This is a genomic window from Rhodoflexus sp. (assembly GCF_053489755.1).
The window spans coordinates 19,176-41,601 of sequence record NZ_JBRCHD010000017.1 but is presented as its reverse complement, the minus strand read 5'-3'; the positions used below and the strand labels follow the sequence as shown (position 1 = coordinate 41,601).

The window sequence follows — 22,426 nt, the reverse complement described above, 5'->3', positions numbered from 1 at the left end:
AGCCGTTGCCTATCCAGTCTTCCGTAATTTTTTGCTGCAATTCTTTGAGCAAGTCCGATTCGGAACGCAGTTCAATAACAAAGTCAGGACAAAGCGGCGGAAATTGTCGCTGTTCACGTTCCGATAAACTTTCCCAGCGAGTTTTTGCTACCCATGCCGCATCGGGCGAACGCACCGCGCCGTTAGGCAAACGGAAAGAAGTAGATGAGTCAAATGTTTCGCCCAAATTGACCGATAAGTTCCAACCTGTCAGAAAGTAATTGATGCGGGCGTTGATTCTCCCCGTTCTTCCTCCCGTATTCGGCATAATGATGATTTGTCCGTTGGATGTGCGTTCAAACTTCAGCTCGGGATTTTCCAGACAGAATTGCATGAATTCATCTTGCGAAAGCCCGCCTTTTGATTTGAACGACAATTTGATAGCCTCCGTCATATCTTGCTGCGCTTAGCTGCTGTTTATTAGACAATTTACAACATTTCCCGCACATCGGTGATGCGGCCGGTGATAGCAGCGGCGGCGGCGGAGAGCGGACTTGCCAAAAATGTTCTCGCGCCAGGGCCTTGCCTGCCTTCAAAGTTGCGGTTAGAGGTAGAAATGCAGTATTTGCCTGCGGGAATCTTGTCTTCATTCATACCCAAACACGCCGAACAGCCGGCTCCGCGCCACTCAAAACCCGCTTCGGTAAAAATTTTATCCAATCCTTCGGCATGCGCCTGCCTGCTTACCTGCTGCGAGCCGGGAATTACCCATACTTCTACGCCGTCGGCTTTCTTTTTGCCTTTGACAAAGTTGGCGACTTGTCGCAAGTCTTCTATGCGCGAGTTAGTGCATGAGCCGATAAATACATAATCTATAGGCTGGCCTTTCATAGGGTTTCCTTCGCGCAAACCCATGTACTCCAGCGACTTGCGGAAGGAGGGAACTTCGGAAAGGTCTGCCAGTTCCTCAGCGGTGGGGATACGGTCAGTTACTTTGATGCCCATGCCTGGATTAGTTCCGTAGGTAATCATCGGTTCTATGTCGGTGGCATCAAAAGTCAGCACGCGGTCAAATTCCGCTCCTTCGTCGGTGTAAAGCGTTTGCCAGTAGGCAAGCGCCTTGTCCCATGCCTCGCCTTTGGGGGCAAATTCTCTGCCTTTGAGGTAGTCAAATGTAGTTTGGTCGGGGGCAATCAGTCCGCCGCGCGCGCCCATTTCAATGCTCATGTTGCAAATGGTCATGCGCGCTTCCATGCTAAGGGAGCGAATGGTACTGCCGGCATATTCCACGAAATAGCCTGTGCCGCCGCTTGCCGAAATTTTAGATATGATATAAAGAATGAGGTCTTTAGAAGTTACGCCTTTGCCCAAAGCGCCATTGACTTCTATTTTCATGCGTTTGGGTTTGTATTGCAGGATACATTGCGTTGCCAGCACCTGCTCTACTTCACTTGTGCCGATGCCAAAGGCAATTGTTCCGAATGCGCCATGCGTGCTTGTGTGGCTGTCGCCGCAAACGATGGTCATGCCGGGCTGCGTAATACCCAATTCCGGACCGATAACATGCACAATGCCCTGATAAGGATGCCCCAAAGCGTAAAGTTCTATACCAAAATCAGCGCAATTTTTCGTCAGCGTTTCCACTTGCATGCGCGAAAGCGCGTCTTTGATGGGTAGGTGTTGGTCTTTGGTAGGAACGTTGTGGTCGGCAGTGGCAACTGTGCGATTGGTTCTAAACACAGGCAACCCTCGCTTGCGCAAACCGGCAAATGCCTGCGGGCTGGTTACTTCATGGATGAAATGTTTGTCAATATACAATACATCGGGGTGTCCGGGACGACTCGCTACCACATGGCTATCCCATATTTTATCAAATAAAGTGCGTGGCTTCATATCAGTTTTTACAACGAGCAAAATATTCAATGAAAAATAATTAACCTCATTAACTATTTTTCCAAAGGTATGGTTTTATGTGTTGGTATTTGCAATATAGTACAAACAGGAAAAAACTACAAGAAGACAACAAAAGGGAATTTGGCAGACGATCTATATGCAGATTGCCTGCCAAAATTATTCTAATGTGTAGGAGTGTCTGATGGCGGAAGTACCATAAAAAAGTCATGGTAGAATCGCTGCGCGTAACTCTCCAACAGTTCGATAATGCGCTCTAGTTTTTCTGATTGAACGATTAAACCTGCGTGTTGCGGCATATTCATGCGCCACACAATTTCCGGATCGTTGTAGTGGCTCGTATCCGGCCATTCCTGCTTAGCCAGCGAAACGATAATACCGGCATAGAGATTATCAATTTTTGGCAGCTCATATTTTTCGCCTTTGCGACGGGTCTCGATCTTGGCCCACTCTGTCCAGAGATTAATACCTGCCGAAGCCTCTACCATCTCAACCAGATTTGCCCCTCCCACACGGGCGGAGGTTTCCAGAAAATAGAATTTGCCATCGGTAGCCGATTTGATGAATTCGGTATGCGAGGCGCCGCGTTTGAGTCCGAGTGCTTTGAGTACTTTCTTATTTTGCTTGAGTAATTCCTTTTCGTCTTTGCTGCCGAAAGCTACCGTGTGCGAGCGGAAGACGCGACCTTCGTGTGCTACCTCCATAGGCGGGTTCATGTAGCGGCTGGCACGTGCAAATACAACCGCATCGCCATCTACCAGCGAGTCCACATGGAAAACATCGCCGGGCAGGAATGTCTCCAACAGGTAGTTGTACTGCATGTCGCCGAGGCTGTCTAAGGCAGGCCAAAGCTCGTTGATGTTATTGATTTTTTTGATTCCTGTTGTCGAAGCTGCCGAGCGGGGCTTCAATACCCAAGGGCCCGGATGGGTTGCTGCAAAGTGGCGCAGTTCCTCGTAATTGAAAGTTGATGAGAAGGCAGGCACATTAATACCCTCTTCTGCTGCCTGTAGGCGCATGGCTAATTTATCGCGGAAGTAGCGCGCCCGCGTTTGCCCCATGCCCGGTATGCGAAACTCTTCGCGGATGTAGGCTGCTTTTTCTACGTCATAGTCGTCCAGCGCTACTACGCGGTCTATCTTCTGGCTGCGGAAAACGTAGGCAATACCGCGTACTACTTCCTCCATGTTCCAGTTATCCGAATCCTGAGGGACGTAGTAGATGTCGTCAATACTTTCGCGCGGCCATTCTTTATGTTCCAATTTTTTAGCTGTGATCAGGATGACGCGGCAGCCTAATGCTTTGGCAGCCCGCATGAACTGTGCACCTTTAAAATAGCAGGTGATGCACAGAATTGTTATTGGTGGCTGATGTTCGTTCATATGTCCCAACTTAATTATTGCTGTAAGGTGTTAATAAATTCGTAATTTAGGCAAAGGTTGATAAAAATGCGACAAGTTGAGTAGTTAAGCCCTAATTTTGCAGCGTTTTTGCTGTAACAGAACAGATTTACAACGCGTTAAATATTTTAAAAAACTTGCAATATATCTATGAACGTACCCGCTTACACCAAGCCCAAGAACAATGGCACTAAGCAGCTCTTCCAGAATCCTATTTTGGAAAAATTGAGCCGCACACACATTGCAGTACCTATCAGCCTTTTCATCGGTATTTCGGCAGGGCTGCTCTATTACGGTACGGTAGCAACTGATCTGGTATTTTGGCAGTTCATCATCCTATTTCTTGCCGGTTTATTGAGCTTTTCTTTTGTGGAGTACAATGTGCATCGTCGCGTATTTCACATGCAACCCGATACCCCGCGCAAAGCGAAAATCCAGTACACCATGCACGGAGTACACCACGAGTATCCAAAAGATAAATCGCGTTTGGCGATGCCTCCGCTGGTGAGCTTACTTGTGTCTTCGCTGTTGGGGCTGATTTTCTACCTCATTATGGGTGATTACATGTTTGGTTTTCTGCCCGGATTTCTGACGGGTTATGCGGCTTACCTCTTTGTGCATTATGCTGTTCATGCGTTTGCACCTCCAAAAAATTTCCTGAAGATACTGTGGATCAATCATGGTATCCATCATTACAAAGATCACGACAAAGCTTTTGGCGTATCTTCACCACTTTGGGATTGGGTTTTCCGCACCTTGCCCAAATAGCGTTTTGCGAACAAACTAAAATAGAAGAGGCTGCCTTTTCCCAAGACAGCCTCTTCTATTATACTTAAAACAAGGCGCTGATTACTTCTTTTCAGCACGCATTCTGTCAAAGGCATTCATAACTTCTTTCACATGACCGCGGGAAACTTCTAAGAGCTGTTTTTCCTCGTCGTTCAATTGCAATTCAATAATGCGCTCTATACCATTCTTGCCCAACAAGCAAGGCACACCCAAATAACAATCTTCAATACCGTATTCGCCTTCCAGTTTTACGCACACAGGCAGTATGCGCTTCTGGTCGCGAACGATAGCCTCTACCATTTGCGCAGCAGCAGAACCCGGTGCGTACCATGCAGAAGTTCCCATCAGTTTTACTAATTCGCCGCCGCCTACTTTGGTGCGCTCTACGATTGCGTTCAGGCGCTCGCTGTCAATCAGTTCGGTTACAGGGATACCGCTAACGGTTGTGTAGCGCGGCAGGGGAACCATCGTATCGCCGTGTCCGCCGAGGATCATCGCCTGAATTTCTTTCGGCGAAACGTTGAGTGCTTCGGCCAAGAATGCGCGGTAGCGGGCTGTGTCCAAAATACCTGCCATACCCATTACGCGGGTGCGAGGCATTTGGGAAGTAATATGAGAGGCATACGTCATTACATCCAACGGATTGGAAACGATGATGATAATGGCGTTAGGTGAATTTTTGACAACATTTTCAGTAACAGAAGTAACGATGTCGGCATTGACAGCGATCAAGTCGTCGCGGCTCATACCGGGTTTGCGCGGCATACCTGAGGTGATGACTACAACGTCTGAATCTGCCGTGCGGCTGTAGTCGTTGGTTACGCCAACTGTGCGGCTGTCGTACAGATCAATCGGGGCTTTCTGCCAGATATCCAGCGCCTTGCCTTGCGCCATACCGTCTTTGATATCTACCAATACAATCTCATTGGCAATTTCCTTATATGCCAGAACGTCGGCGCAAGTAGCTCCTACATTGCCCGCTCCTACAACGGTTACTTTCATAGATATAGCTGTGTAAATGTTTGGTTTGACAAAACGCTGCAAGTTACGCACTGCCCGCAAAAATGGAAAGAGACAAGCAATCCTAACGCAGTATTTATTAATTTTGTGTTATCTAAACTGATCGTATGCATCACTCTTCGGACAATGACTCGTTCCTGCGTTCTTTTTATTCAGGTTTACCCTATGAAAACTATGAAGAACGGGAGCGCATAGCCCTTAATACTCCTCACGGCGACAGTATGGCGGTAATGAACGAAATGTATCTGCACGACTACCGCCTCTATTTCAAGTTATTCGGCAGGTTTCCCAATCTGTACATGATCAACGGTTTGGATATTGCCAAATCAATTGCATTTTTTAAAGAAAACTTTTCCACACGAATTGCTAATTGCTATTTCAAAAAGGAATATCGCTGGCGCAAGAAAAAATTTGAGTATGCTGAAATTTTCTTTGTACTGGACGACGATACGATGGTTTCCTTCAACGAAGGTGCCAATTGTCGCATCATGCACTACCATCCGGCGGCGACTTGCTACACTGAAATTTCCGAAAAACTGCTGCCCTTCAAGCTCAAAGAGCGCCAGCGCCGCCCGCACGAGATCAACCTGATTACGGTTACCAACATGGGGCTGGAGCTACACAGCATGGATATCAGGCGTACCAAGCTGGATCTGACCAGAAACTACAACGATGATTTCTTTCCGGTGCATCAGCACATCATAAAGCGCCTTAACCACCGCAACGACAAAGGAATCGTGCTGTTGCACGGGGTACCCGGCACAGGAAAAACAACCTATCTGCGCTATCTGATCGGGTTGCTGAAGAAGAATATGATGTTTATTCCGCCCAACATTGCGGTAAACCTCGCCAATCCTGATTTTATCAATATCCTGATTAACAACCCCAATTCGGTGTTGATTATCGAGGATGCTGAAAATATTATTATGGATAGGGGACAAAGCCAGAGTTCTGCCGTTTCTACGCTGCTCAATATTTCCGACGGCTTGCTGTCCGACTGTCTGAACATCCAGATTATCTGTACCTTCAACATGCCAATTCAGCGCATAGACGAGGCACTGCTGCGCAAGGGCCGCCTGATTGCCAAATATGAGTTCAAAGAACTGGCAATAGAAAAAGCCCAGCGCATTTCTGATGAGCTTGGCTACAAACGAACTATTACCCAACCAATGACGCTAAGCGACCTGTATAACCAAGATCAACCCGACTTTGGTAAACAAGAAGTTGTTAAAATCGGTTTCTGATGCATTCCTTGTCAATAAGTTTATTTTACCAATTTCACGGCTGTTAATTAACTTGTATTGACGATTAAAAAATGAACTTCCTAAAACGTTACTTTATACGCAAGCGGTTGCAAGCGGTGCTTCGGCACGAGAAGCGTCGCCATGCGCCTCTTTTTGCAGAAGCAAAGCAAATCGGAATTTTGTTTAATGCTGATAATCAGGCAATAGAAAAGCCGCTTGCCTCATTTATCCGCCAGTTGGAAAAAGAAGGCAAAAGCGTTACCTCACTCACCTACTTCGACAGCGAAAGGCAGGGCGCTTTCCAGTTTCCGTATGAGGTGTTTACAGGCAGCGAAATAGACTGGCTGGGCAATATCAGATCAGAAAAAGCAAATAAATTCATAGAAAAGAAATTTGATTTTCTGTTTTGTTTCAGCGCACAGCCTTCCGATGTAACCGATTTGTTGCTTGCCAGCAGTGCGGCAAAGTGTCGAGTTGGAGTCTGTTATAAAGAAGGAAGAGAAGATTTCTTCGAACTGATGTTTATCCCAGACAAAGGAGCACAAGAAGAACAGATGATACAGTTAGCGTTGGAATACACCAAAAATATTTGTCAAAACTAAACCCAAGATGATTGAAGTAACCACAGTTTCTCCATTGAGCGGCACAGGTGTTGCCTTAGTAACACCTTTCGATGCAGACGGCCAGATTGACTGGACTGCATTGCACAAGTTGCTGGCTTTCACTGCCGAAGGCGTTGATTACTGGGTAGTAAACGGCACTACCGGCGAATCACCCGTACTTTCCAAAGAAGAGCGAAAGAAACTGTTGGCTTTTGTCAAACAAAATAATTTTAAAAATCTGCCTATTGTTTGGGGACTTGGCGGAAACCATACGCAGGAACTAATTGCACAAATCAAAGAAACAGACTGGGATGGCGTAACGGCTGTGCTTTCTGTATCTCCTTACTATAATAAGCCTTCGCAGGAGGGTATTTATCAGCACTACTGCGCAGTCGCCGATGCTTCGCCTGTGCCTGTGTTGCTCTACAACGTACCGGGCAGAACCGGATCCAACATATCGGGCGCAACGACGGTTCGGCTGGCTGCACACCCCAACATTATCGGTACAAAAGATGCCTCAGGCGACTTTGAACAATATACCTACATCGCCAAAAATGCGCCGCCGGGCTTTTTGCTTATCTCAGGCGACGATATGCTGACCGTCCCGCTGATTGCCATTGGTGGCAAAGGTGTGATTTCGGTGCTTGCCAATGCGTTCCCTGTGTCATTTGCTCAGATGACGCGCTACGCTTTGCAGGGCAATTTTGCAAAGGCTGCCCAACTGATGTATGGCTTTGCAGATATCAACGGACTGCTTTACAAAGAAGGCAACCCAACGGGTATCAAGTATGTGCTGAGCCGCTTAGATATTTGTGAACCGCATTTGCGCCTGCCTAATGTGCCGCCCTCGGAAAACCTCCGCCAACAGTTAGATGAAGTTTTGACTCTTTTGATGAAAACAACGCAGTTAACTTTTTCAATCGTTTAAAAATGGTGCTGATAGCCGATTTATCCGCCTGCAAAATTGAGTTTGAGCCTCATACTCGAACTTTAATCGTTACAAGCCGTCCGGTGGATTTTATAACCGATGAAGAAATCAAAGAAATCACGCAATACATAGCCGAGCAAATTAGCTTTCACCGTCCGATGTACTATTTAGCCGATAATCGCTTGCGTACTTACGCTTACTTGCCCCATATGCAAAAATGGGTAGCCGAAACGCTGGGAAGTGTTTGCGTAGCGGCCCGCGTAAAGAAATTTGCCGTTGTGCAACCGGAAGATTTGATAGTGCAACTTTCCAACGAACAAACTGCTGAAGAACTTTCCGGGATACCTTTCCAATATCGTTTTTTTCAAGACTTTGAATCGGCTCAAAGGTGGCTTAATACTCCGTAAAGCAACTTGTAGATTGCTGAGCAAGACATTCATTAGCCCGAGATGCTTACGTTTGCGGCGGCGATAGACGGCGACCCATCGCCATAATGTCGCTAATAATAGTTAAAGTGAAACAGACAATTAGCCAAGCGGTGACAAAAGAACAGCAACCCGCGTCGTCGTTTTTTGGTTATGAGAGAACTACAAAATAGGTTCAGTATTCGCCGTATGAAATCGCATATAGCCGCATGGCTGGGGCTTTCTGCCCGCGAAATGAAAGGTTTGGTAACAACCTTACTACTAATGACAATTATATTGTCGTTGCCCTATGTGATTGCCTCCGTGAGCAGTGTAACAGTGTATGACAAGGCTCAGGATGAAGCCATATTAGACAGCATTCTGGCAAATATGTCCACTTCTCCTGTAGCTAATGAAGTTGAAGACGCAGCCGGCAGCCCGATTGGGCAGGTAGTAGCTGAACGCAGAATAGAGCCGTTCAACCCGAACGATTTAGATGCACAGGCTTGGGAGCTGCTTGGTTTGAAGCCTTATCTTGCCGAACGCATGGTAAAATACCGCACCAAAGTACAGCCTTTTCGCGTCAAGACAGACCTGCTCAAAGTGTATGGTTTTCCCGACTGGCTCTACAAGCGATTGGAACCGTTCGTTTTGCTGCCTGAAACCACGCCATCAGCAATAGCCGAGCATGCGATTAGGCCATCGGAAAACAGGACGGATACCCGTATGCCTGCGCCCGAGGCAACCAAAGAGCCTGTTTATACCCGCAAACAGCCTCAAAAGTTTAACCTCAATACGGCAGATACGACCCAACTCATTGCCTTAAGAGGTATCGGCGCAGCAACCGCGGCGCGTATCGTCAAGCGGCGCGAGGCGCTTGGCGGCTTTCACAACCTCGAACAACTCAACGAAATCTACGCGATTACCCCTGATGCCTTAGCTTCGCTGGCTGCTTATGCAGAGCTTTTGCCCGACTCGCATCGCAAAATCGCGATTAATACTGCCGATGTAGAAACGCTCAAAAAGCATCCGTACATCGGCTATAAGCTGGCAGAAGTAATAGTGAATTATCGCCGCAACCATGGACCTTACAAAAGCCCTGAAGACTTGCAAAAGATCAGAATTATGAGTGCCGAAACGCTGGAAAAGTTGCTACCTTACTTAGAGTTCTGAACAGACAAACCGACAACCCTCCCCAATTTGGCAACCATTTTGCACCTTTAAGGTTATATATTATCAAAACTCTGATCTGTATGAAACAATTTGCAGCCAAAACAGGATTGATATTGAGCGCGTTTTTATTTTGCTTAATTTTGACCAGTTTTTCACACAAAACCTCTAAACCGATGGCATTTGAACTCCCTAAATTGACCTACGCTTACGATGCATTAGAGCCTCATTTCGATGCAATGACGATGGAAATTCACTATAGCCGCCACCATCAGGCTTATGTAAACAACCTCAATACTGCTATTGCCGGTACAGAAGCTGAAAAAATGAGCATCGAAGACATTTGCAAAAACATCAGCAAGTTTTCAATGGCTGTTCGAAACAACGGTGGCGGACACTATAACCACACTTTCTTCTGGGAAATTATTGGCCCAAATGCCGGCGGTGAGCCTAAAGGCGCGCTGGCCGAAGCTATTAATAAGAAATTCGGTTCATATGCAGCCTTCAAAGAAGAGTTTGCAAAAGCTGCATTAGGTCGTTTCGGTTCAGGCTGGGCGTGGCTGGTAGTGGATGGCGGCGAGTTGAAAATCGGCTCTACTGCTAATCAAGACAATCCACTGATGGATATTGCCGATGTAACAATTAAAGGCACTCCAATCGTTGGGCTGGACGTTTGGGAACACGCTTACTACCTGAAGTACCAAAACAAGCGTGCTGATTTCGTAGCCGCCTTCTGGAACGTTATCAACTGGGACGTTGTAGGAGCTAAATACGAAGCGGCCGTTAAATAATCGCTTAAATAGCAGCGGTTGTTAATAAAAAACCTGTCAGGTTTCTGAAAACCTGACAGGTTTTTTATTTTACAGGGACTATTGCACTTGTAAGGTTAATTTGCAAAACCGCTAAGAATGGGCTAACATTGCCCTACATGTTTAATCTTAAACTTTCATTCATCCAACACATGAAAAAACTATTATTCATCAGCCTCTCCATGTGGCTGACGGCGATAGTAGCCTATGCTCAGCCGAAAAATTACGAATGGAAAACCGGCAAAACCGGTAAGTACACATATCGCTACGTAACCAATGATCCCTTTGGCGCGCGTTTCTACACGTTAGACAACGGGCTGACTGTAGTACTGAGCGTTAACAAACGCGAACCGCGCATTTATACCATGATGACGACCCGCGCCGGTGCAGTAAACGATCCTCGCACCGATACGGGTCTGGCGCACTACTTAGAGCACCTGATGTTCAAAGGTTCAACTAAGTTTGGCACAACCGATTGGGAAAAAGAAAAGATGTTGATTGCGCAGATTGAAGATCTGTACGACAAATACGGTCAGACAACAGATACAGCGCAGCGTGCTGCCATTTACCGCGACATTGACCGCATCTCCAATGAGGCTGCTAAGCTGGCAATTGCCAACGAGTACGACAAATTGATGTCCAGCATGGGTTCGCAGGGTACTAACGCCTTTACCGGCTACGAGTACACCAGCTACCTCGAAGACATCCCCGCCAATGCCTTAGACCGCTACTTAGCCGTACAGGCTGAGCGCTTCCAGAATCCTGTTTTCCGCATTTTCCACACAGAACTGGAAACCGTTTACGAAGAGAAAAATATGTCTCTGGACAACGACGGACGCAAAGCAAACGAAGCCCTGTATGCTGCACTATTTGAAAAATATCACCTGAACAAGTCTGTACTCGGTGATCAGGAACACCTGAAAAACCCCAACCCACGCCGCATCCGCAAGTTCTATGAAACTTACTATGTGCCTAATAACATGGCGCTGATTCTGGTAGGCGACCTGAACCCCGAAGAGGTAATGCCAAAAGTAGAAAAAGCCTTCGCATGGATGAAGAACAAGCCGGTAGAAGACTACAAAGCCGAACCCGAAAAAGAAATCACTGCGCCAATCGTTCGCGAGGTGTTCGGACCAACACCTGAAAACGTTATCTTGGGCTTTCGTATGCCGGGTTTGCTGGACAGCCGCTCTTCATTGCTGCTCACAGTCGCCGATGAGATTATGTCCAACCGCGGCGCAGGTTTGTTAGACCTGAACCTCAATAAAAAGCAGTTGGTACAAAGTGCTTTCTCAGGTGCTAACCAGACTCGCGGTTACAGCGTATGGCAGTTTGGCGGCACACCAAAGGCTGGACAATCGCTGGAAGAAGTGCGCGACCTCATTTTAGGAGAATTGGAAAAACTCAAAAAAGGCGACTTTGATGAGGCAATCATTCAGGCCATTGTGAACAACTTCAAATTGAATTATTTGCAGCAGTCTGAAAACAACAACGCCCGCGCACTGACCATCATGCGCTCGTTCAGTTTAGACCACGCCAAAACATGGGATGCCTATCTGCGCCAAACCGACGACATGAGCAAAATCACTAAGCAAGACATTGTTGATTTTGTCAATAAATATTGCGGCAACAACTACGCCATTGTTTACAAGCGCAAAGGCGAAGACAAAAACGTGCTGAAACTTGCCAAACCCCCTTTGACACCTGTTTCTTTGAATCGCGACGCACAGTCTGATTTTTTCAAGCAGGTGAACAACATCCCGATGACAGATGTAAAACCTGTTTTTGTGGATTTTGAAAAAGACCTGAAGCGCGGCAAAATCGCTGACCGCGTAGAGTTACTCTATGCGCAAAATACAGACAATGAGTTGTATCGCCTTGTATTCCGAATTGAAGGGCTGGGCTCATGGAACAACAAACTGTTGCCTTACGCATTCCAGTACCTACAGTTCATCGGCACAGACAAGTACTCTGCCGAAGACCTAAGCAAAGCCTTCTATGCCTTAGCAGCCAGATACAACGTTAATGCAAGCGGTGAAACTACTTCACTATTTGTGAGCGGCTTACAAGAAAATATGGATAAAACGCTGGAGCTGGTACAGCACGTACTGCGCAACTGTAAGCCTGACGATCAGGCATGGCAGATGCTCAAAGCTCGTATCCTGAAGTCTCGCAGCGATGTGAAACTAAACAAGCAGGCGATTATGCAAGGTTTGCGCAACTATGCTATCTATGGCGAAAAAAACCCATTCAACTCTGTGTTGAGCGACGAAGAAATCAATGCGATCACTCCTCAGCAATTAGTTGACATTCTGCACACCGTACTTGACTACCCTCACATAGTGATCTATTACGGACCGAAAGCAATGAACGAGATAAGCGCAGATGTAGCTCGTCTGATGCCGCTGCCTGCACAGTTCAAAGCGCTGCCTGCTGCTGTGAGCTATACCCGCATACCTACGACAAAAAATCAGGTATTATTTGCAGACTACAACATGGTACAGGCAGAGATTTCGTGGATTCGTGTAACAGAAACCTTTGACCCTGCGCTGACTCCGACAATTCAGATGTTCAACGAGTACTTCGGCGGCAACATGAGTTCAGTAGTATTCCAATCGCTGCGCGAAGCTAAGGCGCTGGCGTACAGCACATTTGCAACCTACGGACAACCGTCTAAGAAAGATGACAAATACACGCTGACCGGCTACATCGGTACGCAGGCAGACAAAATCCACGACGCAATGGAAGGCATGAACGAACTGTTGAGAGATATTCCTGTAGCGCAAAATATGTTTGACCTCGCCCGCAAAAGTTTGAAAAAGTCTATCGAAACCGACCGCATAACTCGCGATGACATCATTTACGCTTACCTTTCTGCCAAAGATTTGGGACTGAATGAAGACCGTCGCAAAGCTACTTACGAGGCATTGGACAAATTTACTTTTGACGATGTGAAGAAGTTCCATGCCGACAAACTGTCCGGCAAGGAATACGTGTATTGTGTAGTAGCTTCCGAACAAAAAATCAAATTGGACGAACTGAGCCGCTACGGCGAGGTGAAAAAACTGAGCTTAGAAGAAATCTTCGGCTACTAATTTTTGCCATAGGTGCAACAAATGCATGTGCCTACTTCATCCAAAACCTGAAAGGCTTCCAAAACCTGTCAGGTTTTTTTAATTTTGATCGCTTATGAAGCATCTCCTTTGGTATCTCCTTACGGCGCTTCCTGCTGCTCTTTATGGCAGCGTGATGCGCTTTCGCAACCATTTGTACGACATCGGCAACAAGCCTGAAATTCGTTTTGAACTGCCTGTTATCAGTATGGGCAACCTCGCTGTAGGGGGTACGGGCAAAACCCCAATGACCGAATACCTAATTCGGCTCCTGCTTTCCGAGAAAAAAGTTGCCGTGTTGAGTCGCGGCTATGGTAGAAAAACAAAGGGCTTTATTTTAGCCGATGCTGCCGCCACGGCCGCCACCATTGGCGATGAGCCGATGCAGTATTTTACCAAATTCGGCGATAAAATTACCGTTGCTGTTGGCGAAGACCGCGTAGCAGCCGTTCCCGAAATCCTCTTTGCGCATCCTGAAATAGAAGTCATTCTGTTAGACGACGCTTACCAGCACCGCAAAATAGGCCGTACATTGAACCTGCTACTGACCGAATACAGCCGTCCGTTCTACGAAGATTTTGTCATGCCGCGTGGCAGGCTGCGCGAACCCCGCAGCGGAGCCGACCGCGCCGATGCCGTAGTTGTTACTAAATGCCCTGAAACTATGACAGCAGCAGAAAGCAGTCGCATTACAGTTGCCATTCGCCAATATACACGCCCCGATACGCCTGTTTTTTTTTCTAAAGTGCAATACAATACGCCACAGGCTTTTCATGGCAGAGCCGAAATTCTTAACGAGGGCGCAAGGGTTGTGTTAGCATCGGGAATTGCGCAGCACGAAGCATGGGTAGCTGCAATGCAAAAGCGATTTACAGTAACGGCAGTCCGACACTTTGCCGACCATTACATTTATGGCGCGAAAGATGTAGAGGCGCTTATTATCCTTTGCAGGCAGCATGAGGCGGTCTTACTTTGTACCGAAAAGGATATGGTCAAAATCAAACCGCTGTTGGAGCAATCAGGTGAGGCATTATCGGCTTTTTTCCAGCCCATTAGTGTACAATTGCTGGCAGATGAAGAAAATTTCAGAAAATTAATTTTTAAAGCCGTGGGATTAGGTAGCTTACACTAAAATGAATCATCTACCATGCAGTTTTTTCTACATAAGCACATCGTAAAAGGCGTGTTACAGGGCAGTGATCATACTACCGATTGATTCTGCCAAAGCAACATCAACCTATCAGAATGCCAGTAAACTACCGATTTGAGTATGCAGTTGCTGCAAATAGTTTTCATTTTGCATGTTGGGCTTTTCGGGTGTCATATATTTTTCTATGAAAGGCAGTTTAACGCGGTGTGCCAATACGTGAATGCCCAAATAGTGCAAAATATCGGTGAAGTGGCTCAGTGCAGTAGCCGCCCCCTGCGGCCCTGATGAAAGCCCGACTAATGCTGCTTTACGGTGTTTCCAAGGGCTTGGGTAGGGCATCCCGTCCAGAAAGGTTTTCAGCACGCCGGGAAACGAGCCGTTGTACTCAGGAATGATAAATACCAATTTTTCAGAATTGGCAGCCGGCTGATGGCAGGCAGTAAAGGCAGGATTTTTGCCGCCATTATCGTAAAGTGCAGAAAAAGCAAAGTCGTGGGGCAGTTGTGAAAGGTCTAAAATGTTGGATTCGGCACTATGCTCTGCAAGCAGTCGTTGATAAAGTTCTGCCATCTGTAGCGTCAACGAGCCACTCCGATTGGTTCCTGCAATGATGGTGATCATCCGTTTGGGTTTATTCAGCAAAGTAAACCGCTTTCAACGGGAAATGTTTGCTTACGTATTCGCCTCTCGAGAAAGAGCATCATTCCATCCTTGTTCACTTGTCAAACATGCTTTAGAGGAGCAATCGCTATTTACAACCGACTACGACACCTACCGCATCTATCTGCTTGCATTTAGCATCACCCCGCATTTGGCATGCCAACGACGCGAGCGATTGTTGCTGACTGCCGGTATTTTGCTTTGTCTCTACTCGCGGTTGCCCTGTTTGATCCTGTGCTGATCAACTGATGCCGGACTCTGCCGATCCAATACTCTGTGGCAAAGATTACCCGATGATGGGCATCCAAACGGTAACTGCTTGTATCATTCTTGCAGGCAGTTGCCGAGTTTTTGTCATTATGATTGAAGCCAATGACAACCAAAACGATCGTCTAATCCGCTATCTGCGAATGTAGTTCAAGAAAATCGTCGAAGAGGGTTAATTTTTAGCTGCAAAATCTGTTTTCTTTGCGCTATGAATACCCTGCTCTCCAACCAATCGCTGCGCTCTTTCAATACTTTTGGCGTTGATGCCACAGCCCGTTATTTCATGGAAGCGGATAGCGTAACAGCCTTGCAAAACGCTTTGCGATTACCCGAAATTCAAGGTTTGCCGCTGCTGGTGCTCGGCGGCGGCAGCAACCTGTTGCTTACCCGCGATTTTGAAGGTTTTGCTCTGAAAATCAGCCTAAAAGGTATTGAATTAGTCAGTGAAGATGAATGCTTCTACTACGTGCGGGCAGGCGCGGGCGAAAACTGGCACGGCTTTGTACTACATTGCATCGCCAAGGGTTGGGCAGGGGTGGAAAACCTCTCGCTGATTCCCGGCACGGTAGGCGCCGCGCCCATGCAAAACATCGGTGCTTATGGCGTAGAACTCAAAGACGTTTTCCACGAGTTGCAGGCGCTGGCAATAGCCGACGGCAGCCTGCACACATTTTCGCACAGCGATTGCCGCTTTGGCTATCGGGAAAGCGTTTTTAAAAATGAGGCAAAAGGCAAATACATCATTACATCGGTTACTTTTTGCTTGCGCAAAACGCCACAAATTAATATTTCCTACGGCGCTATTCGGCAGACCTTAGAGGCGATGGGCGTTGCCGCGCCGACGATTGCCGATGTAAGTCGCGCCGTAATTCACATCCGCCAAAGCAAACTGCCCGAGCCTGCCCAATTGGGCAATGCAGGCAGCTTTTTTAAAAATCCCGAAATTCCGAAGGCGCAATATGAGAAACTGAAAGCCCGCTACCCCGACCTGCCCGCCTACCCGACCGGACAGCCCGACCGCATGAAAGTAGCGGCAGGCTGGCTGATTGAACAATGCGGCTGGAAAGGCAAACGCGTAGGCAACACGGGCGCGCACAAAGACCAAGCGCTCGTATTGGTCAATTACGGCGGCGCAAGCGGCGCGGAAATTTGGCAACTCTCGCAACAAATTCAGGCATCGGTTGCCGAGCGCTTCGGCGTGCATTTGCAGGCGGAGGTGAATGTGGTGTGAGGAATTTTGTTAAGCCACTGTCGGGGTCTGGCGACCGCTAAGAGAACAAAAATTCCTTACAAGTGGTATAGTTTGTGAGGGGATTTGTGAGAACTACAGCCCGCGAAGCGCCACCTCTTGCTTTCCCCCTTCAAGCCAAGCCCCAAAGCCCGCTATTAAATCCGATATCTCCTCCTGCGTGCATTGCTTTATGGATTTCCCTGTGCGTATCTGAACGTATAAGGCAAGTAAATTACCAAGTATCTTTTGGGTATAGTAATGCCGCTCGCCCATCAGGGTCAGGCAGGTAGCGTAGGCTTTTTGTAGCAAGTCTTGGGCTTGTCGCAAATTCTCCTTGCCGCCCAGATGCCTGTAAACATCGGCTAAATCATTTTGAATATCCGCTTGCTCAAAGGACGATTCTTTAGTACATGCGAGCGCCTGCCAATAATATTGAATCGCTTCGTCGTAGCGGTTTGCGCGCCGCGCAATGGTTGCCAGACTTTGTAAAGCTTTTACCGTTTTCGGGAAATAAGGTGCGTAGGTTTTTTGCAATTCTTCTGCCTCTCGGTAGCTGCCCAATAAAGCATAGGTTTCCGCTAGCGGCAAAGCAATATCAGCGGCAATTTTTTGTTTGGATATGTGCAGGTTTTCGGCTTGCGCCAACTGCTTTTGCAAAAGCGCCGCTCTCATGCCCAGCGCTTCCTTGTCGGGCAGTTCCGTGTGATGTTCTAACGATTGCAGCGTTTGCCCGTTTGGAACGAAGGGTTCAGGCGTTTCAAAGAAAGTTGTTGTAAGCGCGCGTTGTGAGTAGAGGTCAGCCGCTTTTTGCGCAATCAGCGGCAGGTGTTCAGAGTACAGACAAAACAAAATAGGTTTATCTAAGGCAATCAATTCCTCACGGGCAAAATTTAGTTCGGTGAGGCGGTCGGCTGCCGAAGCGACCACTTCACTCAGGTTAGGTACAATCAACGCATCTGCTTCTTTTGCGGCTTGGCGCAACTGCTCCGCAAATGGGCGGTCATCTTGTTGGCGCAAATGCACCACGGCAACGGCTATGCCTTTCTCCCAGAGCTGTTCTTGCCATCTGCGACATACTTGTTCAATCAAACGCTGCGATTGAGCGGCTGCAAAAGCGATGCTCCCGCCGCCCGTTTGGCTTAAAAACCACGCCACGCGCTCAAAGGCGACGTGATAAGCGTCGGCTGTAACTAATTGCTCTGTTTCTACGGCTGCCATTTGCCTTTTTCAATCAAAATATCTTTTACTAACGGATGGACGTCGCACCAGCCCTCACCGTTATAGCCCAATATACACAAATTTTGGCGCAAATCCAAAACGGCTTCGCTATTGTCGGGCTGTTTGTCGCGGCTGTTTACCAACTCAACCAAGGTATCAAAATATTGCTTGGCGCTGATTTTGCGTTCGCTGTTGTCGGCAATTGTAGCGGCGTATTCTTTTTTGAACAGGTTCAACGCATAGGCGCATTCTGTATCGGTAATTTTTTCTTTTTCGGTGAGCAATGCGCACATGCTTGCCTCGGCAATCAGACGGAACAAATCGCGTATGCAGCCGCCGCTTTTATCAATAAGCCGCTCAATCAGTTCTACCGATTCAAACAGCGCCGTATCCATGCGCTTTTCCACAATTGCCATCATCATCTGCCTGCCTTCATCATAAGGGCTGCCATCTTTCTCCCTGACCTTAATCATGGGCAGTTCCAACACTCTGGTAAACACGCTTTTGATAGAGGTAAAGCGAATGTTGTAATAGGTGGTAATCGGGAAAGTATAAATTACGTTAGCTTGCAACTGTGTAAGCTGGCTGGCGTAATTAAAAAACAAATCGTTTGCCCGTTCAACGGGTATTTTATCCAAATCTTCTACGATGATGAGCAAATCCTTGTTCCGGGTTTGGCGCAATGCCAGCTTTACTTCCCATATCAGGTTGTTGCAATGTTCAATCAGGGCAGAAAGCTTAGGCTCTACATTGGTTTTGAGCGTTTCCTTCAACGAGCGGCTGCTCTTAGCCGTCATTTTGAACTTATAAAAAAACTTTTTCAGATAAGGTACGCCAATGATGCCATCTACACCTGCCTCACCTTCAGCCTCGATGCTGTATTTGTTGCGTATTTCTTCTATTTCCTTAGTTTGTGTCCAGTGGACGATGCTCTTAATGTACTCCTCGCTGATGTTCAGTTTCTCTTCCTGCGCCAGCGTAAATAATTTTTCAAGCGTAACGATAAAAAGTTCTATGTAGTTAATGTGCTGCGGGTCTAATTCGGAAAAAACGGAATAATTCAACACCATATACTTGTCGCTGATGTCGCGCTGCAAGCGATTCAGTTCTGTGCTTTTGCCGCAGCCCTTGTAGCCAACCAGCAGAATGTGCTGATAATCTACAGGGTCGCTGTTGAGTAAGCGTGCTAATTGTTTGGTTACAGGAAGGATACCTCTAACGCTATCCGTATTCACAAAAAAATCTTTTAATTCATCTATTCTGAGCGGTTGCGTCCGAAATGCGCTATATATCTGATCAAGTTGGTAGGCTTTTTTCAGTTGTTCCATTGATTGCTGTCCGATTTTCTGATACAAATATAGGTATTGGTAAACAGTCCTGCATCATGCAGCCATTTTTCCACCATAGTCCGACAAATGTTATGATGGTCTCGTGTCTAATAAATTCTCGTATTTTTGCATATGAATTTTGCCGAAATATTGCGCCAAAACCCTGTTTTTATGCAGGTGGCGGAGGCTGCGCACGAACTCAACGTACCCAGCTATATGGTCGGCGGCTATGTGCGCGACCTTATACTGCGTCGTAACCATAAACCCGATGTAGATTTTGTTTGCGTGGGCAGCGGTATCCAGTGGGCGGAACGCGTGGCTGCGCGTTTGGAAGCCCTCTATGGTCAGCCAATCAGTCTGGCGGTTTATAAAAACTTTGGCACAGCCATGGTGCAAGCTCCTGATATGACGCTGGAATTTGTCGGGGCGCGTAAAGAATCCTACCGTGCCGACTCCCGCAAGCCGATTGTGGAAGACGGCACCCTGCAAGACGATCAACTGCGCCGCGATTTTACCATCAACGCAATGGCAATTAGCCTCAACAAGGCGGACTTCGGCACGCTGATAGACCCTTTTGACGGGCAGGGCGACTTGCGGCGCAAGATCATCAAAACACCCTTAGACCCTGACATTACCTTTTCCGATGACCCGCTGCGCATGATGCGGGCGATTCGTTTTGCTACCCAACTCAACTTTGACATTGCGCCCGAAACTTTTGAGGCGATTATCCGCAACAAAGAGCGCATGGCTATTCTTTCTATGGAGCGCATCAGCGATGAGTTGAATAAAATCATCCTCGCCGATACTCCATCCTACGGATTCAAACTGCTGTTTATCAGCGGATTATTGCATCAGTTCTTCCCCGAAATGGTCGCGCTGCACGGCGTGGAAACCGTGAACGGACATTCACATAAGGACAATTTTTACCACACGCTCAAAGTGCTGGACAACCTTTGCGCCTATTCGGACGACCTCTGGCTGCGTTGGGCTGCCATCCTGCACGACATCGCTAAGCCACCCACAAAACGCTATTATCCCAAACAAGGCTGGACTTTTCACGGGCATGAAGAAAAAGGCGCGCGCATGGTGCCGCACATTTTCCGCCGCCTCAAGTTGCCGATGAACGAGAAAATGAAGTTCGTACAGAAACTCGTTCGCCTACACTTGCGCCCCATCGCGCTGGTCAAGGAAACCGTAACAGACTCGGCTATTCGCCGCCTGCTGTTTGAAGCCGGCGACGATATTGACAGTCTGATGAAACTCTGCCGCGCCGACATTACCTCCAAAGACGGTGCGAAAGTGAAAAAATACCTGCAAAATTTTGACCGCGTGGAGCAAAAAATAGCTGAAGTAGAAGCCCGCGATCAGATCCGTAATTTTCAGCCTGTCATTACAGGTGAGGTAATAATGGAAACTTTCGGCTTACCGCCCGGTAAAGCTGTTGGCGATATTAAACTTCAAGTCAGAGAAGCGATTCTGGATGGCAAAATCCGCAATGAGTTTGAACAGGCTTACAGTTTCATGCTGGAAACAGGCAAGCGATTAGGCTATGAGCCTGTAAAAATTATTAGCCAAACTTTATGAGCTTGACAGGCAAAAAAATTGTAGTTACAGGTGGAGCTGGCTTTATCGGCAGCAACCTGTGCGAATACCTGCTTGGTATGGGCGCTTTCGTCATTTGCTTAGATAACCTTTCTACGGGGGGGCTGCAAAACATTGCCGATTTTGGGCAGCATCCTAACTTTACTTTTGTACAAGCTGATATTCGCGATTTGTCTGCGTGCATGGCAGCCTTTGCCGGAGCGGATTATGTGCTGCATCAAGCGGCGCTGGGGTCGGTGCCGCGCTCTATCAAAGACCCGCATACCACCAACGAAGTAAACGTTTCAGGTTTTCTGAATGTACTGGAAGCTGCCCGGCAATCGGGAGTGAAACGCTTTATCTATGCCTCCAGCTCGTCGGTTTATGGTGATTTGGAAGAGTCGCCTAAAGTTGAAGAGCGCATAGGCAATTTACTTTCACCTTATGCCGTCAGCAAATACACCAACGAACTCTATGCGGGCGTTTATCAGCGGCTGCACGGGCTGCCTTGTATTGGCTTGCGCTATTTCAACGTATTTGGCAGAAGGCAAAATCCGCATGGCGAGTACGCCGCCGTCATTCCGCGATTTATTAATCTGTTGAAAAAAGGGGAAAGACCCACTATTTTCGGAGATGGCACACAATCGCGCGATTTTACTTACATAGACAATGTCATTCAAGCCAACGTAAAAGCGCTGACAAGTCCGCCGGAATCTACCGGTAAATGCTATAATGTCGCTTGTGGCATGGCTACTTCCTTAAATCAACTCTATGTCATCATAGTATCGCTTGCAGCCCGTTATCAACCTAACGTGGCTCACCTCAAACCGATGTATGCGCCTCCGCGTCCGGGCGACATACCGTTTTCGCTTGCAAGCATACAGGCAGCGCAAAAGCGCTTAGGCTATCAGCCAACACACACCCTCGCGGAGGGACTAACCGAGGCTGTTCAATGGTACTGGACGCAGGGTTATTAATCTGTCGTCAGTTTGGGCGCGAATACTACTTTGTTGTAAATATCTTCCAACGCAATCACACATTCGCCGATTTTGATGGTTTTGGTTATCTCTTTGGCAGATTTGAGCAGCCAGTCGTCTTCCGGTGTGCGGGTGAAAGTATCTACCGACACGCGCTCGGAATCTACCAGCACATACTGGCGTACATCGGGGATGGTCTTGTAGCACTCAAACTTTTCGGTCATGTCATAAACGGCAGTACGTTGCGAAAGCACCTCAATCACAATATTGGGATTCAGCAATACATCTATTCCTTTGCGGCGCTCTTCGGCAAGTTTGACCGTATCGCATACCACCGTTACATCAGCGTATAGATAGCGCTCGTAATCAGGAACATGGATAAGCATATCGCTGGGGTAGATACGGCAGTTCTTGTGTTTGAGGCAGAAGTACAGTTCACCAATCAAGTTGCCCACAATCAAGTTATGCGGCTCTTGCGCACCTGCCATTGCTACTATTTCGCCGGCGCGGTATTCGCTCTTATGTTCCGCCTGCGCTTCCTTAGCAAGATAGGCTTCTTCTTCGGGCGATAATTTGTAGGTAACGGTTTCCATAATGACGATCGGTAATTAGTCAAATATACGCGATTTCCTCTGATTTTTCCCG

At 47.4% G+C, this 22,426-nt stretch carries 22 protein-coding genes; 14 read left to right on the top strand and 8 right to left on the bottom strand.

The window, feature by feature from the left end:
- The 3 genes from ACWIP2_RS04775 to ACWIP2_RS04765 form a co-directional block, all read right to left on the bottom strand.
- On the bottom strand, window positions 1-433 hold a 433-nt coding region (locus tag ACWIP2_RS04775), incomplete at its 3' end, for a Uma2 family endonuclease (RefSeq protein ID WP_448518765.1).
- Between the two features lie 35 nt (window positions 434-468).
- On the bottom strand, window positions 469-1,872 hold the full coding sequence (gene leuC, locus ACWIP2_RS04770) for a 3-isopropylmalate dehydratase large subunit (RefSeq protein WP_448518764.1): 1,404 nt from the start codon (window positions 1,870-1,872) through the stop codon (window positions 469-471).
- Between the two features lie 182 nt (window positions 1,873-2,054).
- Entirely contained in the window at window positions 2,055-3,272 is a 1,218-nt protein-coding gene (locus tag ACWIP2_RS04765) for an ATP-grasp domain-containing protein (protein ID WP_448518763.1), read from the bottom strand.
- Window positions 3,273-3,440: 168 nt separating this feature from the next.
- Between ACWIP2_RS04765 and ACWIP2_RS04760 the strand changes: the two genes are divergently transcribed.
- Window positions 3,441-4,058, top strand: coding sequence for a sterol desaturase family protein (locus ACWIP2_RS04760; RefSeq protein WP_448518762.1), 618 nt, complete (start codon window positions 3,441-3,443; stop codon window positions 4,056-4,058).
- Window positions 4,059-4,139: 81 nt separating this feature from the next.
- On the opposite strand, the gene mdh is transcribed toward ACWIP2_RS04760, so the two are convergent.
- Window positions 4,140-5,081, bottom strand: coding sequence for a malate dehydrogenase (gene mdh / locus ACWIP2_RS04755; RefSeq protein WP_448518761.1), 942 nt, complete (start codon window positions 5,079-5,081; stop codon window positions 4,140-4,142).
- 125 nt (window positions 5,082-5,206) lie between these two features.
- Here mdh and ACWIP2_RS04750 point away from each other — a divergent pair, with 125 nt between their 5' ends.
- The 8 genes from ACWIP2_RS04750 (at window position 5,207) to lpxK (ending at window position 14,501) form a co-directional block, all read left to right on the top strand.
- Complete coding sequence (locus ACWIP2_RS04750) at window positions 5,207-6,343, top strand: AAA family ATPase (protein ID WP_448518760.1); 1,137 nt, start codon at window positions 5,207-5,209, stop codon at window positions 6,341-6,343.
- 71 nt (window positions 6,344-6,414) lie between these two features.
- Window positions 6,415-6,945 carry a DUF6913 domain-containing protein gene (locus ACWIP2_RS04745; RefSeq protein WP_448518759.1) on the top strand — a complete coding sequence of 177 codons (531 nt, stop codon included), beginning with the start codon at window positions 6,415-6,417 and terminating at the stop codon, window positions 6,943-6,945.
- 7 nt (window positions 6,946-6,952) lie between these two features.
- On the top strand, window positions 6,953-7,873 hold the full coding sequence (gene dapA / locus ACWIP2_RS04740; protein WP_448518758.1) for a 4-hydroxy-tetrahydrodipicolinate synthase: 921 nt from the start codon (window positions 6,953-6,955) through the stop codon (window positions 7,871-7,873).
- A gap of 2 nt (window positions 7,874-7,875) precedes the next feature.
- The gene (locus ACWIP2_RS04735; RefSeq protein WP_448518757.1) at window positions 7,876-8,280 is read left to right on the top strand and encodes an STAS/SEC14 domain-containing protein; all 405 of its coding nucleotides are present in this window, start codon (window positions 7,876-7,878) and stop codon (window positions 8,278-8,280) included.
- 171 nt (window positions 8,281-8,451) lie between these two features.
- Window positions 8,452-9,450, top strand: coding sequence for a ComEA family DNA-binding protein (locus ACWIP2_RS04730; RefSeq protein WP_448518756.1), 999 nt, complete (start codon window positions 8,452-8,454; stop codon window positions 9,448-9,450).
- A 173-nt stretch (window positions 9,451-9,623) separates the two neighbouring features.
- Window positions 9,624-10,238 carry a superoxide dismutase gene (locus tag ACWIP2_RS04725; protein WP_448518755.1) on the top strand — a complete coding sequence of 205 codons (615 nt, stop codon included), beginning with the start codon at window positions 9,624-9,626 and terminating at the stop codon, window positions 10,236-10,238.
- A gap of 170 nt (window positions 10,239-10,408) precedes the next feature.
- A complete protein-coding gene (locus ACWIP2_RS04720) occupies window positions 10,409-13,351 on the top strand; it encodes a M16 family metallopeptidase (RefSeq protein ID WP_448518754.1) in 2,943 nt (980 codons plus the stop codon).
- Window positions 13,352-13,445: 94 nt separating this feature from the next.
- Window positions 13,446-14,501: a tetraacyldisaccharide 4'-kinase gene (lpxK, locus tag ACWIP2_RS04715; protein WP_448518753.1), complete on the top strand. Its 1,056-nt coding sequence runs from the start codon at window positions 13,446-13,448 to the stop codon at window positions 14,499-14,501.
- Between the two features lie 108 nt (window positions 14,502-14,609).
- On the opposite strand, the gene ACWIP2_RS04710 is transcribed toward lpxK, so the two are convergent.
- Entirely contained in the window at window positions 14,610-15,140 is a 531-nt protein-coding gene (locus ACWIP2_RS04710) for an NADPH-dependent FMN reductase (RefSeq protein WP_448518752.1), read from the bottom strand.
- Here ACWIP2_RS04710 and ACWIP2_RS04705 point away from each other — a divergent pair.
- Genes ACWIP2_RS04705 through murB form a run of 3 tightly spaced genes read left to right on the top strand, consistent with a single transcriptional unit; the run spans window position 15,127 to window position 16,677 of the window.
- A complete protein-coding gene (locus tag ACWIP2_RS04705) occupies window positions 15,127-15,420 on the top strand; it encodes a hypothetical protein (protein WP_448518751.1) in 294 nt (97 codons plus the stop codon). The genes ACWIP2_RS04710 and ACWIP2_RS04705 overlap by 14 nt on opposite strands.
- A gap of 7 nt (window positions 15,421-15,427) precedes the next feature.
- A complete protein-coding gene (locus ACWIP2_RS04700) occupies window positions 15,428-15,595 on the top strand; it encodes a hypothetical protein (protein WP_448518750.1) in 168 nt (55 codons plus the stop codon).
- A 59-nt stretch (window positions 15,596-15,654) separates the two neighbouring features.
- On the top strand, window positions 15,655-16,677 hold the full coding sequence (murB, locus tag ACWIP2_RS04695; protein WP_448518749.1) for a UDP-N-acetylmuramate dehydrogenase: 1,023 nt from the start codon (window positions 15,655-15,657) through the stop codon (window positions 16,675-16,677).
- Between the two features lie 93 nt (window positions 16,678-16,770).
- On the opposite strand, the gene ACWIP2_RS04690 is transcribed toward murB, so the two are convergent.
- Together ACWIP2_RS04690 and ACWIP2_RS04685 are read right to left on the bottom strand one after the other, a co-directional pair.
- Complete coding sequence (locus ACWIP2_RS04690; protein ID WP_448518748.1) at window positions 16,771-17,895, bottom strand: tetratricopeptide repeat protein; 1,125 nt, start codon at window positions 17,893-17,895, stop codon at window positions 16,771-16,773.
- Window positions 17,883-19,223 carry a hypothetical protein gene (locus ACWIP2_RS04685; protein ID WP_448518747.1) on the bottom strand — a complete coding sequence of 447 codons (1,341 nt, stop codon included), beginning with the start codon at window positions 19,221-19,223 and terminating at the stop codon, window positions 17,883-17,885. Before ACWIP2_RS04685 ends, ACWIP2_RS04690 begins: the two co-directional genes overlap by 13 nt.
- 132 nt (window positions 19,224-19,355) lie before the next feature.
- Between ACWIP2_RS04685 and ACWIP2_RS04680 the strand changes: the two genes are divergently transcribed.
- Window positions 19,356-20,807 (top strand): CCA tRNA nucleotidyltransferase, encoded by a 1,452-nt coding sequence (locus tag ACWIP2_RS04680; RefSeq protein ID WP_448518746.1) that lies wholly within the window; start codon window positions 19,356-19,358, stop codon window positions 20,805-20,807.
- Window positions 20,804-21,781 (top strand): SDR family oxidoreductase, encoded by a 978-nt coding sequence (locus tag ACWIP2_RS04675; protein WP_448518745.1) that lies wholly within the window; start codon window positions 20,804-20,806, stop codon window positions 21,779-21,781. Before ACWIP2_RS04680 ends, ACWIP2_RS04675 begins: the two co-directional genes overlap by 4 nt.
- Here the strand turns inward: ACWIP2_RS04675 and ACWIP2_RS04670 are convergent.
- Window positions 21,778-22,374 carry a Uma2 family endonuclease gene (locus ACWIP2_RS04670; RefSeq protein WP_448518744.1) on the bottom strand — a complete coding sequence of 199 codons (597 nt, stop codon included), beginning with the start codon at window positions 22,372-22,374 and terminating at the stop codon, window positions 21,778-21,780. The two genes, ACWIP2_RS04675 and ACWIP2_RS04670, sit on opposite strands and share 4 nt — an antisense overlap.
- Window positions 22,375-22,426 lie beyond the last annotated feature (52 nt).